Here is a 17,458-nt window from a genome sequence, read left to right on the forward strand (position 1 = left end):
GCGCATCTCCGGCAAAGCCGGACGCTGCGCATGCTACCGACAGTACGAAGCTAATGCAATGGCTTAAGTTCTATCTTCTAAGTCATTGATATTCATGGGGCGATACTCAGCGGGTCGTTGCGCCATCCAGCGTGGCGGCGATTTCGCGCTGGATCGCCTCGGCCGCGGCGCGCGGGTCGGCGGCCTGGCGGATCGGGCGGCCGACCACGATCGCGTCGGCGCCGTCGGCGAAGGCCTGGGCCACGCCGACGGTGCGCTGCTGGTCGTCGCCGACCGGACCGCCGGGGCGGATGCCGGGGCAGACGATGGAGAAGCCGGCACCGGTGGCGCGGCGGATCGGTGCCGCTTCCTGGCCGGAGGCGATGACGCCGTCGATGCCGGCCGCCTGCGCGGCCAGGGCGCGCTCCACCACGACCTCCTGCGGTTCGCGGTCGATGCCCATCGAGGCGAGGTCGGCGCGGCCCATCGAGGTCAGCACGGTCACCGCCAGCAGGCGCATCTCGCCGCGGTTGGCCTCGGCCGCGGCCTGCATCATCGCCGGGTGCCAGCCGTGGATCGTGCAGTAGTCCACCGGCCACTGCGACAGGCGCCGGATCACCCCGCCGACGGTGGCCGGGATGTCGAAGAACTTCAGGTCCACGAACACGCGCTTGCCGCGCGCAGCCAGCGTCTCCAGCACGTCGAAGTACTCGCCGGAGGCCAGCAGCTCCATGCCGATCTTGTAGAACGCCACCGCGTCGTCGAGCCGCTCGATCCAGTCCAGCGCTTCGGCGCGGCCGGGCACGTCCAGGGCGAAGATCAGCCGTTCGCGCGCCTGCAGCGGCAGCGGCGCGCGGCTCACTGCGCCAGCTCCAGCGCGTCGCGCTTGGCCTGGTGGCGCGCAGCGCGCGGCTGCGCGAAGTCGTTGTTGAACAGCGCCGGCTCCCAGGACCCGTAGCTGGGGTTGGGCAGCATCCACCAGCGCTCGCCGAACCAGTCGTGGTACTGCTGCAGCAGTTGCGCGCGGCCGTCCGGAGTGTTGGCCACGACCTGTACGAAATCGCCGAGCTGGTCGCCGAACTGCATCAGCACCCGGTACTGCTGGCCGACCAGCCGGCGCCGGCAGTTCTTCTCCGACCCATTCTGCTCGCAGTCCTTGACCACCGTTCCCAGGCCCAGCAGCACGCTGTTGTCGGCCACCGGCAGGCCGGCGCTGCGCAGGTTGGCCAGGGTCGCATCGGTCAGGTGTACCGCGCGGTTGGACACGTACAGGATGGTGATGCCCTTGGCGCTGGCCGCCTTGGCGAAATCGACCACGCCGGGGATCGGCTTGGCCTTCTTCTCGGCCACCCACTGGTCCCAGCTGAGTTCGTCGTACTCCTTGCCGTTGCGGATCAGACGCGCCTGGTACGGCGAGTTGTCCAGCACCGTCTCGTCCACGTCCATCACCACCGCCGGTTTCAGCCCGGCGGCGGCGTTGCCGCGCTCCTCCGGCACCAGCGCGTCCCAGTTCGGTTCCTTCAGCGCCGCATCCAGGCGGTCGGCGGCGGCGCGATAGGTCTGCTCGGCGACGGCCTGGTACTCGGCCGAGCGCTGCATCCACAGCACCGCGTTGAGGTTGTCGTCGCCGGCCACCGCTGCGTCGGGCGCGGCAGTCGCGGCGGCGCTGGGCTTGGCGGCGGGATCGGCGGCCGGCGCCTGCGGCTTGCAGGCGGACAGGGCGAGCACGGCGCAAGCCAGTGCGGTACGGGCGATCGGGGTCATCGGGCGCGGGAACCTGGGCGGAGGAATCGGCGGATTTTAGCGGGTTGCGGCGGCGGCCGAGGGCCGGCCCGCGGCGGCTCGCGGCAGGCGCCTAGGGAATTTCCCGACAGCGGGTGGGGAAACGCCGGATTGGCGTGTCCTGGGGAATGCACCACAGTTCGCATCGCCTGCGCGGACGCGTAGCGCCGTCAAGGAAGCGATCCATCCCCCGCGCTTCAGCGCCTGGGAAAAACGCCGGATGCGTACAGGGGAAGCACGTGCACTCGTTGTGGAACAAAGGACTTGCTCTGGCGGTGTCGGCGGCGTGCCTGCTGGCAGGCGCGAGCGTGCCGCTGGCCGCGCAGGAACTGCCGACCACGCTGGACCGCCAGGAACAGCTGCGCCAGGCCGAGGATGTCCAGCGCAAGCAGGAGCAGGACCGGCAGGCACCGTTCGCCGGTCCGCGCGAGGCCGCGGCGCCGGCCGACATGCGCAGCACCGCGCTGCCCACCGAAACCCTGTGCTTCCCGATCCAGCGCATCCAGCTGGGCGGCGCCGGCGCCGATGGCGCGCGCTTCGCGTGGTTGTGGCTGTACCTGCGCCAGTACCAGGGCCGCTGCATCGGCCGCGACGGCATCGACCTGATCCGCCGCCGCGCGCTGGACCAACTGGTCGCGCGGGGCCTGGTCACCACCCGCATCGGCGTGCCCGAGCAGGCGCTGTCCAGCGGCGTGCTGCGTTTCGAGCTGATGCCCGGCCGCCTGCGCCAGGTGCGGGTGCAATCGGCCGACGGTCGCGCGTTCTGGCGTGGCGCACTGCCGCTGCGCCCGGGTGATCTGGTCGACCTGCGCGCGATCGAGCAGGCGGTGGAGCAGTTCAAGCGGGTGCCCTCGCAGGACGCCAAGATCGACATCGCGCCTGGCGAGCAGCCCGGCGAATCGGACCTGGTGGTCACCCTGCAGCACGGCCGGCGCTGGCGCACCGTGCTCAACGCCGACGACTCCGGCATGCGCGCCACCGGCCGCGCGCAGGGCGGCATCGACTTCGCCCTGGACGCGCCGCTGGGCATCAACGATCTGCTGTCGATCGGCTACAACCACGACCTGGCGGACAACGGCGCCGAGCGCGGCACGCGCGGCAACAGCCTCAGCTACAGCGTGCCGTGGGGCTGGTGGACGTTTGCACTGTCGCTGTCGTCCTACCGCTACCACCAGCGCGTGGACGGCTATCTGCAGAGTTTCCAGTCCAGCGGCGAGTCCAACAGCGCGCAACTCGACCTGCAGCGGGTCATCCACCGCAACGGCAGCAGCAAGACCTCCGCCGGCGTGGTGGTGGCCAAGCGCGAGGCGCGCAGCTACCTGGACGGCATCGAGATCGGCATCCAGCGCCGCCACACCACCAGCGCCGAGGCCTACCTGAGCCATCGCCGCTACCTGGGGCCGATGCAGTTGGACGTGCGCCTGGCGCACCGGCGCGGCACCCCGTGGTTCGACGGGCAATGGAGCGGCTACGACCCGGCGGTGGGGTTTCCCGGTTTCCGCTACGGAGTCACCACGCTCGACCTCAGCACCGGGCTGCCGTTCAAGCTCGGCGGCATGGCCGCCAGCTGGGACAGCAGCCTGCGCGCGCAGACCGCCTCGCAACTGCTGCTCGGCTCGGAATTCATCAGCATCGGCGGGCGCTACAGCGTGCGCGGCTTCGACGGCGAACGCACGCTCGGCGCCGAACGCGGCGCGTATTGGCGCAACACGCTGAACCTGCCGGTGCAGCGCCTGGGCATCGTCCCGTACCTGGGCGTGGATGCCGGCCGCATCGCCGGCCCCAGCGCCGGCGGGCAGGGCGGACGCAGCCTGGTCGGCGCGTTCGTCGGCCTGCGCGGGGCGCGCGGCGGGATCAATTGGGACGGCTTCGCCGGCTGGGATGTGCATGCGCCGCGCGATTTCGAAACCGCGCAGCCGGCCTACGGCGTGCGCCTGACCTACCAGTTCTGATCCCGGGCTGCCCTCTGGCAGCTCGGTTTTTTTGGTTTTTTGGCGCCTGTGGCGCAACGAGAGAGACGGTGATGGACAAGGATTCCGTGAGCCTGGGTACCGTGGTGGCCGAGCGCTGCAAGCGCGCCGTGGCGATGCTGCTGTGCTGCACGGTCACCTGGACCTCGCTGCCGCTCTACGCGCAGGTGGTGCCGGTCGCCAACCCCGGCGGCCAGCAGCCGGGCCAGCAGGTCGCGGCCAACGGCGTGCCGGTGGTGGACATCGTCGCCCCGAACGCGCGCGGCGTCTCGCACAACCGCTACTCGCGCTTCGACGTCGGCGCCAATGGCCTGATCCTCAACAACAGCGGCAACATCTCCAAGACCGAACTCGGCGGCTATGTCGCCGGCAACGACAACCTGAAGCACAGCGGCGCGGCCACGCTGATCCTCAACGAGGTCACCTCCAGCGCCAGCCGCCTGCAGGGCTACACCGAAATCGCCGGCGCGCGGGCGCAGCTGGTGATCGCCAACCCGAACGGCATCAGCTGCGACGGCTGCGGCTTCCTCAACGCCTCGCGGGTGACCTTGGCCACCGGCACGCCGCAACTCGGCGGCGACGGCGCGTTGAACGGTTTCGGCATCACCGGCGGCGTGCTCAGCATCGGCGGCAACGGCCTGGATGCGTACAACGTCGATCGCCTGGATCTGCTGTCGCGGCAGTTGAGCGTGGACGGCTCGGTCTGGGCCAAGGACCTGCTCGCCAGCACCGGCACCCAGCGCATCGGCTACGACGGCATGCTGCTGGACGTGCTGCCGGGCAGCGACGGCGCGGCGCCGTCGATCGGCATCGACGTGGCCTACCTCGGCGGCATGTACGCCGACCGTATCCGCCTGATCGCCACCGAAGCCGGTGTCGGCGTGGTCAGCCGCGGCACCCTGGCCGCGCAGAGCGGCAGCCTGCAGATCGACAGCGCCGGCCAGCTCAGCCTGAGCGGCACCACCGTCGCCCGCGACGAGGTCGACCTGCGTGCCGCGGGCGCGCTGACCCAGCAGGGCGTGCTCGGTTCGCAGCAGGCCGGCGTGCGCCTGCGCGGCGCGCAGCTGAGCCTGAGCGGCGACACCATCGCCAGCAGCCTGCTCGATGCGCGTGCCAGCGGCGCGTTCGTCCACAGCGGGCGCAGCAGCGCCGGCGCGATCAGCCTGTTCGGCTCCGAACTCGATGCCGGCGGCACCCTGTACAGCAGCGGTGCTTTGAGCCTGGACGCGAGCGGCACCCTGCGCAGCAGCGGCGTGGCCTACGCCGGCGGCACCGCGCGGTTGAGCGCCGGCGGCAGCTGGCTGCAACGCGCCGGCACGCTGCAGAGCGGCGGCGCGCTGAGCGTGCAGGCGGCGCAGATCGACGCGGCGGGTGTGCTCGATGCTGGCGCCGGGCTGCGTTTGCAGAGCGACGGCGACCTGCGCCTGTCGGGCCTGGCCCAGTCCGTGCAGGACGCGGCGCTGCAGGCCGGCGGTCGCGTCGACAACGCCGGCCAGCTCAGCGCCGGCGGCCGCGTGGACGTCGCCGCGGCGGCGATCGGCAATGCCGCTGGCGGCATGCTCTCGGCCAACGGCGACGTCGCGCTGGCGACCCCCGGCGCGCTGGATAACGCCGGCACCGTCTACGCCGGGCGCGACCTGCGGATCGACGCGGCGGCCTTCGCCAACGACGGCAGCAGCTATGCCGGCCGCAACGCCGACATCGCGACCGCAGCGGCCACCCGCAGCCGCGGCAGCCTGGTCGCCGGCGACGCGCTGCGCGTGGACGCGGCGCAGTTCGCCAGCAGCGGCGAGCTGGGCAGCCAGCGCGGCGCCACCACCTTGCATAGCCGTGGCGACCTCGCGCTGGACGGTGCGGTGGCGGCGAAGGGCGCGCTGACGGTGCAGGCCGCGGGCGCGCTGCACCAGTCCGGCACGCTCAGCGCGGCAAGCGCGCAACTGCAGGCCGGCGGCGATGCGTCGCTGGACGGCACGGTGAAGACCGACGGCGCCTTGCAGTTGAGCGCCGATGGGCAACTGCGCAGCACCGCCACGCTGGCGGCCGGCGGCGACGCCGAGCTCACCGCGCAGGGCGCGCTGGTGCAGGCCGGGCAGATCCAGTCCGGCGGTGCGCTGCGCCTGCGCGGCGCGGACATCGACCAGTCCGGCGTGCTCGACGCGGGCACCGCGCTGTCCCTGCGCAGCGACAACGGCATGCGCCTGGCGGGCACGCTGCAGGCGCGCGGCGACCTTGCGCTGGACAGCGCCGCCACACTGCAGAACCAGGCGCAGGTGGTGGCCGGTGGCGACCTGGCGGTAACCGCGGACGATGTGGACAACGCCGCCGGCGCGGCCTTGTCGGCCGGCGGCGATGCGACCATCGCCAGCGCCTCGGCGCTGCGCAACGACGGCAGCGTGCATGCCGATGGTGCGCTGCGCCTGAGCGCCGGCAGCTTCGCCCAGTCCGAGACCGGTAAGTCCTACGGCGGCGCGAGCCTCGACCTCGCCGCGACCGACGCGGTGAACAACCGCGGCGACCTGATCGGCGGCGGCGACGTGCGCATCGACGCCGGCAGCATCGCCAGCAGCGGCCAGCTCGGCAGCCAGCGCGGTGAACTCGCGCTCGACAGCCGCGGCGACCTGAACCTGGACGGCGTCGTGGTCGCGGCCGGTGCGTTGCGCGCCGCCGCACTCGGCGACGTGAACCAGCGTGGCAGCGTGCAGGCGCAATCGGCGCAGCTGCAGGCTGGCCGCGATCTGACTCTGGCTGGCACCCTGCGCAGCGCGACGACGCTGCAATTGCAGGCGCAGCGCACGCTGAGCGTTGACGGCCAGGCGGTCGCAGGCGGCGATCTGGGCATGCGCGGAGCCAGCGTCGCGGTCGGCCAGGACGCCGTGGTGCAGACCGCCACGGCGCTGCAGGTGGACGCGGGCACGATCGACAGCCGCGGCGCGCTGGATGCCGGCACGGATCTGAGTCTGCGCAGCCAGGGTCAGCTGACCCTGGCCGGCATCGCCCAAGGCGGCGGCGACGTGGTGCTGGATGCCGGCACTGGGTTGGACAACAGCGCCCAGGTCGTCGCCGGTCGCAATCTGCAGCTGAGCGCTGCCAGCGCGGTCAACCGTGCCACCGGCACGTTGGCTGCGGCGGACACGCTCGACCTGCGCGTCGCCGGCCTGCTCGACAACGCCGGCCGCCTGCGCGGCCAGAAGTCTCTTCTGCTGCAGGCCGGCAGCTTCCAGCACAACGGTGAGCTGTACGCGGGCCAGGCGCTGGATCTGCACAGCGCCGGCGCGCTGGACAACCGCGGCACGCTGATCGCCGGCGGCGACCTGCGCATCGATGCCGGCAGCCTCAGCAACAGCGGCCAGCTTGGCAGCGAGACCGGCCAGGTGACGCTGAGCAGCCAGGGCGACATGCAACTGGGCGGCAGCGTGATCGCCGCGCAGGCGCTGAGCGCCAACGCGCTGGGCGATCTGCACGTGGATGGCGCGCTCAAGGCGCAGTCGGCCACGCTCGCCGCTGGCCGCGACCTGAGCGTCGCCGGTGGCGCACAGACCGCCGCCGCGCTGGAGCTGCAGGCACAGCGCGCGCTGCGCGTCGATGGCCAGGCGTTGGCCGGCGGCGATCTGCGCCTGAGCGGCGCCAGCATCGCCACCGGTACGGCCGCGGTGCTGCAAGGCGCAGCTGCCGTGACCCTGCAAGGCGGCGCCATCGACAGCCGCGGCACGCTCGATGCCGGCACAGATCTGACGTTGCGCAGCGACGGCGCGCTGGTGATCGCCGGCGTGGCACAGGCCAAGCGCGATATCGCGCTCGATGCCGGTGCGGCGCTGAGCAATACCGGCCAGATCGTGGCCGGCCGCGACCTGAGCGTCGCCGCGCAAAGCATCGACAACGCCGCCAGCGGTACGCTGGCCGCGCAGGGCGCGGTGCAACTCTCCACCCCTGGGATGCTCAGCAACGCCGGCAGCCTGCAGGCCGGCCAGGCCATGACTCTGGACGTGGGCGCGCTGCAACACAGCGGCCAGGCCTACGCGGGCGATCGCCTGACGTTGCGCGCCAGCGGCGCGGTGGACAACCAGGGCGAATTGATCGCCAAACATGACCTGCAGGTGGACGTCGCCAGCATCGCCAGCAGCGGCCAGCTCGGCAGCGAGACCGGCCAGGTCGCGCTGACCAGCCAGGGCGATCTGCGGCTTGGCGGAATCGTCGCCGCGGCCACGCAACTGAAGGCGCAAGCGCAAGGCGATCTGCTGCAGTCGGGCACGCTCAGCGCGCAGGCGCTGGACCTGCACGCGGGACGCGACGTCGCGCTGGCAGGACAGGTCACGGCCGCGCAGTCGCTGCAGGTCCAGGCGCAGCGCGAACTGCACGTGGACGGGCAAACCAATGCCGGCCAGGCCGCGTCGCTGAGCGCGGGCGCCACATTGAGCACCGGCAGCCAAGCCGTGCTGCACAGCGCCGGCGCGCTCGCGCTGACCGGTGCGCGCATCGACAGCCAGGGCACGCTGGACGCTGGCACCACGCTTGCCCTGACCAGCAGCGGCGATCTCGCACTCGCCGGCATCGCCCAGTCGGCGACGACGCTGAACTTGAATGCCGGCGGCGCGCTGAGCAACGCCGCGCAGGTCGTGGCCGGCACCGACCTGACGCTGACCGCGGCCAGCGTCGACACCGCCGCCAATAGCCTGCTCGCCGCGCAGGGCGATGCGACCCTGACCGTAAGCGGCACGCTGACCAACGCCGGCGCGCTGCGTGCGCGCCAGCGCCTGCAGCTGGACGTCGGCTCGCTGCAGCAGACCGGGCAGAGCTACGGCCTGCAGCGCCTCGGACTGACCGCCAGCGGCGCCGTCGACAACCGCGGCGATCTGATCGCCGGCAACGCGCTGCGCGTGGAAGCGGCCAGCGTCGCCAGCAGCGGTCAGCTCGGTAGCGAAAGCGGCGACGTCGCACTGATCAGCCAGGGCGACCTGAGCCTGGGCGGTACGCTCGCCGCCGCCGGCGCATTCAGTGCCCAAGCCGGCGGCGCGCTGTCGCAGACCGGCGCGCTCAGCACCGCGACCACGCTGCAACTGCAGTCGCACGGCGACCTGAACGTGGCCGGCACGCTCTCGGCCAACCAGCTCACCCTGACCAGCGATGCCGCACTGCTTCAGCGCGGCACCGTCAACGGCAGCGACATCGCCTTGCAGGCGCAGCGCATCGACAACGCCGGGCAGACCCTGTCCAGCGGCAACCTGCGCCTGCGCGGCGGCGATATCGCCATCGGCGGCGTCGCCGCGGCTGGCGTGCGCAACGACGGCAGCCTCGGCAGCAGCGGTGCGCTGGATCTGCATGCCGACCGCACGCTGAGCGCCAGCGGCAAGCTGATCGCCGCCGGTAACCTCACCGCGCAGGCCACCCAACTCAACCTGGCCGGCAGCACCACCCGCGTCGGCGGCGATGCCAGCCTGACCGCGAGCAACGGCCTCGATCATCGCGGCGCCGATCTGCTCGCCGGTGGCCTGCTGACCGTGCGCGCCGGCGGCAGCCTCGACAACGGCACACTCAACGGCGTCGGCGGACAACTGCAGGCCGCGCGCCTGGATCTGGGCGCAGCGTCGTTGAGCAACACCGGCGGCAGCCTGGTGCAGAGCGGCAACGGGCAGGCCCGCATCGCCATCACCGGCGCGTTCGACAACGGCAACGGCAAGCTGGCCACGAACGGCCAGGATCTCAACCTCAGCGCCGCGTCGCTGAACAATGCCCAGGGGCGCATCGAACACGCCGGCACCGGCACGGCCACACTGAGCATCGGTGGCGCCGTCGCCAATGCCGGCGGCCGCATCCTGACCCAGGGCCAGCTGCAACTCGGCGCCAATGCCGGCATCGACAACCAGAACGGCGCGATCGCCGCCGCCGGCGACGCCACGTTGACCGCGGCCAGCCTGAGCAATGTCGGCGGCAGCGTGTCGGCACGCGGCTTGAACACCCAGCTCGGCGGCGCGCTCGACAACCGCAGCGGCGTGCTGCAGGCCTCCGGCGGCACCCTGACCGTACGCGCCGACAGCCTCGACAACCGCGGCGGCACGCTGCAGGCGGTCGCCAACGGCGGCAGCGGCGGCGATCTGCGGACCGAGATCGCGCACACGCTCAACAACGATGGCGGCCTGCTCGGTGCCAGCAACGACGCTAGCATCGGCGCCGAGAACCTCAGCAACAGCGCCGGCACCGTCCAGGCCGGGCGCGACCTGGCGCTGACCGCGCGTGGCCAGCTCGACAACCACCAAAGCGGGCGCATCGGCGGCGGCCGCGATCTCACTGTCGCGGTCACCGGCGCACTGCTCAACAGCGGCGGCCAGCTCGACAGCGGCAACGCGATGACCCTGTCCGGCGGCCGCATCGACAACAGCCAGGGCAGCATCGCCAACAACGGCGGCGGCCTGACCCAGCTCACCACCGGCGGCGAACTGCGCAATGCAGGGGGCAGCCTGGGCGGGCGCGGCAGCGTGGTGCTCAACGCCGGCAGCGTGGTCAACAGCGATGGCCAGCTGGTCGCCGGCGGCGATCTCACCGCCAACACCAACGCGCTCGACAACCAGCGCGGCAGCGTCTACGCCGGCAACAGTGTCCTGCTGCAGCGCGCCGGCGCCACGCTCGACAACCGCGGCGGCAAGATCAAGGCCGAACAGGCGGTACGCCTGAACCTGCAGAGCCTGAGCAACAGCGGCGGCCAGATCGGCGCCGGCAGCACAGTGGGCGGCGCTGGCGACGTGGTCATCGACACCGTCGGCTTCGACGGCAGCGGCAGCATCCTCGCGCAGAACCTGCTCGACCTGACCGTGCGCAACGACTACACCCATCGCGCCGGCGCCGCCATCACCAGCAACGGCGACTTCCGGCTCAACGTCGGCGGCAACCTGGTCAACGAATCCGTGCTGAAGGCCACGCGCGGCCTGAGCGTGACCGCCAACAACATCGGCAACCGCGCCGGCGCGACGATGCAGGCCGGCAACACGCAGTTGAGCGTCGGCGGCACCATCGACAACGCCGGCGACATTTCCGCCAGCAACATCCTGCAGCTCACGGCCGGCAGCATCTACAACACCGGCAGCCTGGTCGGCGGCAACGTGCTGGTGAACACCGGCACCCTGGTCAACGGCGCCGACCTGGGCGGCGCCACCGACAACGCGGCCTACGGTTCGGCGCTGATCGGCGCCACCAACGGCATGACCCTGCTGGTCCGCGACCAGCTGCTCAACCGCGACGCGAAGATCTTCAGCCTCGGCAACATCGCCATCGGCGCCGCGCGCGACGGCAACGGCACGATCACCGCGCGCACCGGCGTGGTCAACAACCTGTCCGGCAGCATCGAGGCCGATGGCAGCATCCTGATTGCGGCCAATCAGCTCAACAACCAGCGGCGTTTGGTAGCGACTGCCATGTCGCCCCTGTCTGCCGGAGAGCGAGCGGCGGCGAACCAGGCGATGCCCGAGCAGGAGCTTCGCAACGATGCGGAGCCGGCCAATTACCAGGGGCACGGCCTGGGCGTCTTCCGTACGTTCGACGCACAAGAACGGGAGAAGGTGACGGCTGCCAGCGCCGAAGGCCGCATCGCGGCCGGTGGCAACATCGCACTGTCGGGCAGTGTCACCAACACGGCTTCGACGATTGCCGCAGCTGGCGCGCTTTGGATCAACCAGCGTGGGGTAGGCGGCTTGGCCGACGGCATGCTCGCCGGCAACGAGAACGTGCTGAATCAGGCATTGGCGCTGAGGCAGAAGGTCAATTACACCGATACCGAATACAAGGCCGGCACCGGTCCCCAAGGCTGCGTGCCACCTCCGGGAAAGCTGGCCTGCAGCATCGAAGACTCGGAAGAGCAAGCGGGCGGAACTATCGGCGGCAACAGGGTAACCGTCGTCGGCTCGGGCACCTTCGAGAACAGCTACATCGCTCTCGCCGCCAACATGACCGGGGGCCAGGGCGTCTCCATCAATGGCGCCACGATCCACAACGGTGCAGTCGGCAGCGACGGTCGCAGCATCAGTGGTGCCGCGCTCGGTGCGACCCAAGGCACGGCCTTGAGTCGCCGCAGCGTGCAGAGCGCCAACGGCGCGGGCAGCAAGACGGTGCAGGCCCAGGCCGGCAGCGCGGTGGATGGCGCAACGGTCAATAACCGCATCGCCGCAGCAAGCCTGAGCGCAATCCGCATCGACGACGGCCAGCGCGCGCTGGCCGGCGGCACCGACGCGTCCGCCGCCAACGTACAGGCGCAGACGACCCAGACCAGCCTGTCCGTCGCCGGTAACGGCGGCCAGCGCCAGCAGATCGACCCGGGGACCGGCCAGGTGCCGCAGGTGGTCGGCGGCATCGGTGCTCCGCTCGGCAGCATTGCCTTGCCGATCGGCGGCCTGTATCGCCTGGTCGGCGCCAACGGCGGCAGCGTCAATGCGCTGGGGCGTGCCGCCCATGGCCTGGGTGGCATCAACGCCAACCGTAGCAACGGCCCCGGCCGCCGCTACCTGATCGAGACCGACCCGCGCTTCGTCAACTACGACAACTTCATCAGCAGCGACTACCTGCTCGACAAGCTCGGCGTGGATCCGGAGTGGACCCAGACCCGCCTGGGCGACGGCTTCTACGAACAGCGCCTGGTGCTGGACCAGATCACCGAGCTCACTGGTCGTCGTTACCTGGGCAACTACGACGACGGCGTGGCGCAGTACCGCGCATTGCTGGAAGCTGGCGTGGCGGCGGCCGGTTCGCTGCAGCTCAGCGTCGGCGTCGGCCTGACCTCCGCCCAGGTAGCCGCGCTCACCGACGACATTGTGTGGATGGTCGAGCAGGAGTACCAAGGCCAGAAGGTGCTGGTGCCGGTCGTGTACCTGTCGTCCAAGACCGCGCTGACCCTGCGCAGCGACGGCGCCCTGCTCGCGGGCGGCAACGGCGACGTGTCGCTCAACGCCACCGCCGGGCTGACCAACCAGGGCACCATCAGCGGCGCCAACGTCAGCGCCACGGCCGGCAACCTGCTCAACCAGGGCCGCATCGCCGCCAGCGGCACGGTGGAATTGCAGGCGAAGCAGGACCTGCTCAATCTCGGCGGGCAGATCGCCGGCCGCGACGTGTTGCTGAGCGCAGGCAACGACCTGCGCAGCACCAGTAGCGGCAGCCCTCTGGACGTCCGGTCCGGCATCAGTGCCGACCGCAATCTGCTGATCGGCGCCGGGCACGACCTGACCCTCGCTGGCGCCACCGTGCAGGCCGGCAACAGCGCGGCGCTGCAGGCCGGCAACAACGTGGTGATGCAACCTGCTGTCACCCGCGACGAACGCGGTCGCGTCAGCGGCGTCGCGGCGACCGACCTGAGTGTCGGCAACAACCTGTCCCTGCTCGCCGGCAACGACCTGCAACTGCACGGCGTGGCGATCACCGCCGGCGGCGACGCCGCCCTGCAGGCCGGCCACGACCTGTCGTTGACCCCGGTCACCGACGCCAATGGCAAGGCCACGGGGCGCACCAGCATCGTCACCGACGGCAGCCTGCAACTGGCGGCCGGCAACGACATCACCATCCGCCAGGCCGAAGTGAAGGCCGGCGGCGACCTGATCGCCGCGGCCGGTCACGACTTGAACGTCGAATCGGTCCTGGGCGACAGCCGCACCACCACCGACCACTCGCGTGAGGGCAAGACCAAAGTCACCACCACGACCACCGTCCAGGACCTCGACCAGCAGGCGCTCAGCGCCGGCGGCAACCTGATCCTCAGCGCCGGCAACGACGTCAACCTGGTCGCGGCCAAGCTCGACGCGGGCAAGGGCCTGGCCGTGGTCGCCGGCAACGACATCAACAGCACCACGCTGACCACGGTGGACAGCAGCGACACGCTGGAGACGCGCAAGCGCTTCAAGCAGACCACCAGCACCCGCGACGAGACCGTCCATGGCACCGAGTTCAGTGCCGGCAGCGACATCGCCTTGCAGGCCGGTCACGACGTGAATCTCACTGCCGCCAAGGTCTACACCGACACCGGCAGCGTGTCCGTGGCCGCCGGCAACGACGTCAACCTGCTCGCCGCACAGGAGCAGCACGACGCCGAACAGGACATGCAGAAGAAGAAAAAGGGCTTCCTGTCCAGCAAGACCACGACCACGCATGATGAGTGGCACGACAGTACGGCGGTGGTCACCACGCTCAGCGGCGACAGCGTGCAGATCGCCGCGGGCAACAATCTGTTGGCACAAGGCGCGCAGGTTGCAGGCACGGGCGACGTGGTACTCGCAGCCAGCAACAACCTGACGCTGGAGACCGCGCAGAACGAGCACAGCGAAAAGCACGACAAAAAGGTCAAGAAGACCGGCCTGTACAGCGGCGGCGGCTTCAGCGTCACGTTGGGCGCCAGCAAGAAGACCGATACGCTCGACGCTACCGAAATTACCAACAGCGGCAGCCTGGTCGGCAGCACCGACGGCTCGGTGACGATGACTGCCGGCAACGCGGTATCGATCACCGGCAGCGACGTGCTGAGCAAGACCGGCACGGCCATCGTCGGCAAGGAAGTGACGATCGCCGCGGCCGAGAACCGCGTGGACACGGTGCAGACGTCCAAGCAGCAGAGTGCCGGTCTCACGCTGGGACTGACGGGAGGCATCGTCGATGCGGCGCAGGCCGTGTACAGCACCGCCAAGCGCGGGACGGAGGTGGAAGACGATCGCCTGAAGGCGTTGTATGCCGCCAAGACAGGCTATGCGATCCAGGACAGCATGGGTGCCATAGCCGGCGCTCAGGCAGGCGCCAATGCGCTGGCCAACGGAGAGGGCTTGAAAAGTGCGTCGGGTGACTCGGGTGTCAGCCTGAGCATCGGCATCGGCGCCAGCAGTGCGTCGAGCAAGACCACCACGCACGAGGAGACGACCGGAGGCAGTCGCATCCTCAGCGACGGCAACGTCACCATCGCCGCCACCGGCGGCGACCTCAACGTGATCGGTAGCAAGATCGGCGGTGAGAACGTGGCGCTGGCAGCGGCCAACAACCTCAACCTGTTGAGCAATCAGGAAACCAACACCAGCAAGTCGGAGAACAAGAACGGCGGCGGCGAGATCGGCGTGAGCGTCGGCACCACCACCGGCGTCTACCTTTCTGCCTACGCTGGCAAGGGCAGCGCCAAGGGCAACAGCGACCTGCACACCGAAAGCGTCGTCACCGCCAACGACACGTTGACCCTTGCCAGTGGCAACGACACCACGATCAAGGGCGCGCAGGCGGTCGGTGACAAGGTGCTGGCCAACATCGGCGGCGATCTGCTGATCCAGAGCGAACAAGACACCAACGACTACCAGAGCAAGCAACAGCAGGCGGGCATCAAGCTGGTCTACGGCTACAGCACCGGCGGCAACGTCAGCGGCTCGTACAGCCAGCAGAAGGTCAACAGCAGCTACACCAGCGTGACCGAACAGAGCGGCATCCAGGCCGGCGGTGGCGGCTTCGACATCACCGTAGGCGGCAATACACATCTGATCGGCGGCGCCATCGCCAGCATCGCCGATGCCGAGAAGAACCGACTGTCCACCAATAGCCTGACGGTCGAGGACTTGCAGAACAAGGCGGAGTACAAAGCCAGCAGCGTCGGTGTTAGCACGGACATGGCGTCCAGTGCGACGAAGGCAGCGCTGGGAGCCGCCCTGAGTCTGGCTGGAGGCCAGAACGGCAACACCACCAGCGTCACCAAGAGCGGCGTCTCCGCAGGAACCATCGACGTTCGCAACGGAGACGACTCGGCAGTCGCAAACCTGGACCGCAGCGCGGCTGAGCTACAGGAGTCGGGTCTGAAGCAGATCTTCGACGAACGTAAAGTCCAAGATCAAATGGAGATGGCCAAGGTTGCGGGGGAGGTTGGTTTCCGCACGGTTGGAGCAATTGGAGACGCGCTGACCAGCAAGTACAAGGATGCAGCACTCATTGCTGATGGCGCTGAAAAGCAACTGAAACGCGACGATCTCACTCCGGAGCAGCGCGCCGCGATCCAGCAGAACCTGGACACTGCCAAAGCCACCATGGCGGAGTACCAGGAGCAAAACGATCTCTGGAAGGATGGCGGAACCGGCAAAACACTGCTGCATGCAGTCGCGGGTGCGGTCGCCGCGAGCCTTGGTGGCGGAAACGCGATGCAAGGTGCGCTAGGTGCAGGCGCTGCGGAGCTTGCGCGTCCTCTTACCGAGGGCGAATCGAAGCTTGTGCAGAACCTGGTCAGCGCGTTGATCGGCGGGGTCGCCGGTGGCGAGACCGGCGCGGGAGTGGCCGTGGATGGCGAGAACTTTAACCGGCAGTTGCATCCCGACGAACTGAAGAAGATCAATGAAAATGCGGCCGCCTTCGCCGTCATGGAATGCGGCCAGGCATGTACGCCAGAGCAAGTGGAAGCTGCACGGCAACGCCTGGTGATTCAAGCCATGCGTCAAACGGACAGCCGCTGGAACGACATCCTTGGCATGGGTGGGTTGGTCGCCCAGGACGGAAACGCACAGAGTTTCCTGGCGTCAATCACGCAGACAAAGGGCAATTACACAGACTTTGGCGCCGACCGGGCTCAGTACAACGATCACTCGATGTTCGCCGACGCCTTGCGCGGCACACCAGCGCTTGACCAGGTGTACGGAGCAGTGCTGCGCACGGCGACTAGCCAAGATGACCAGCGCCATCTATTGCAGTTGCTTAACCGCACTGATGCTGGCTGGGCCGATGACTATGTCAATGGTGTCTTGAACCGCGATGCGTGGGGTATCGGCACGACATTCACTGGCGATATCGGGTTCGTCGCGGATGTAACGCACAAGCTGGTGACGGGCGACACGAAGGGTGCGCTCAGTGCGGTCGCTGGCGCTGTGGTGCTGTCCAAGGTCGGTGAGGTGGGCGGGATCGTTGCCGGCAAGGCTGTCACCATCATCAAGGACGCGTTGAGTTCAACCAAGGGCGCTTCTGATTCGGTGTTGCCATTGGTGGTGAGGGAGACTGCCACGACTGGAACTACGGGGGATGTACTCACCGAGGTGCCGTTGTTGAAGCCAGAGGCGCCTAACCCAAGCCGCGTGGTCGACGTGCCCAGGGGCAATGAAATCGATACCTCTGGTTTGGCTGGCTTCCCTGAATTGCCTCCAGGCTATGGCACGTTGAAGTCGGGAGGAGCGGCCGCGAACGAGACGGGCGGGCTTCCGGACGGGTTTAGGCGCGTCCTGAATAATGAGGGCGATGTTGTAATCCAGGGTTCAAACGGCGTTATCTACAAGGAAGTGGATGTATCTGCTGGTCAAAAGGGCGGATGGAGTAAAGAGCTGAATAAGCCGGAACCGAATACTGTTTATAATGTTGACGGAAACAAAGTATATAGAACAAACTCTAACGGCGATGTTGAGTATGTTGAGGCGAATTTGTCTTTAAGCACTAAAGATAGAAATACCTATCAGCAATGTAAGGCAGGAAAGTGCGGCCTCGCAGACGATGAAGGTGGCCACCTTGTGGCAAGCATATTTGACGGGCCAGGTGAAAAGCTAAACTTGGTTCCTATGAACTCCAACCTCAATAAGGGTGCTTGGAAAGCAATGGAAAATGAGTGGGCTGACGCTCTGAAGGAAGGAAAGTCTGTCAAAATAAAAATTGAGCCATCTTATACAGGAAATGGAAGGCCCGATAAGTTTAATGTAACCTATCAAATTGGTTCAGAGCCACCTATTGTCCAAACGTTCCGAAATTCTCCTAAAGGAATATAA

General features: G+C 68.7%; 4 protein-coding genes. 2 read left to right on the top strand and 2 right to left on the bottom strand.

From position 1 onward, the window contains the following. Window positions 1–106: 106 nt before the first annotated feature. Window positions 107–841 (bottom strand): orotidine-5'-phosphate decarboxylase, encoded by a 735-nt coding sequence (gene pyrF, locus J2Y70_RS18505; RefSeq protein ID WP_309920850.1) that lies wholly within the window; start codon window positions 839–841, stop codon window positions 107–109. Further along, window positions 838–1,743, bottom strand: a complete 906-nt coding sequence (locus J2Y70_RS18510; protein WP_309920853.1) for a 5'-nucleotidase, lipoprotein e(P4) family — start codon at window positions 1,741–1,743, stop codon at window positions 838–840. The genes pyrF and J2Y70_RS18510 overlap by 4 nt, the downstream gene beginning before the upstream one ends. Before the next feature lie 266 nt (window positions 1,744–2,009). On the opposite strand from J2Y70_RS18510, the gene J2Y70_RS18515 reads away from it, so the two are divergent. Further along, window positions 2,010–3,713 carry a ShlB/FhaC/HecB family hemolysin secretion/activation protein gene (locus J2Y70_RS18515; RefSeq protein ID WP_309920856.1) on the top strand — a complete coding sequence of 568 codons (1,704 nt, stop codon included), beginning with the start codon at window positions 2,010–2,012 and terminating at the stop codon, window positions 3,711–3,713. A gap of 71 nt (window positions 3,714–3,784) precedes the next feature. Beyond that, on the top strand, window positions 3,785–17,458 hold the full coding sequence (locus J2Y70_RS18520; protein ID WP_309920858.1) for a hemagglutinin repeat-containing protein: 13,674 nt from the start codon (window positions 3,785–3,787) through the stop codon (window positions 17,456–17,458).

Source organism: Xanthomonas sp. 1678, assembly GCF_031455575.1.
In the GTDB taxonomy this organism is placed as follows: Bacteria; Pseudomonadota; Gammaproteobacteria; order Xanthomonadales; family Xanthomonadaceae; genus Xanthomonas_A.

What these genes read in the sequence shown, in the direction of transcription:
- J2Y70_RS18510 (WP_309920853.1), bottom strand. Translation starts at nt 1,743, where the DNA reads ATGACCCCGATCGCCCGTACCGCACTGGCTTGCGCCGTGCTCGCCCTG.
- J2Y70_RS18520 (WP_309920858.1), top strand. Translation starts at nt 3,785, where the DNA reads ATGGACAAGGATTCCGTGAGCCTGGGTACCGTGGTGGCCGAGCGCTGC.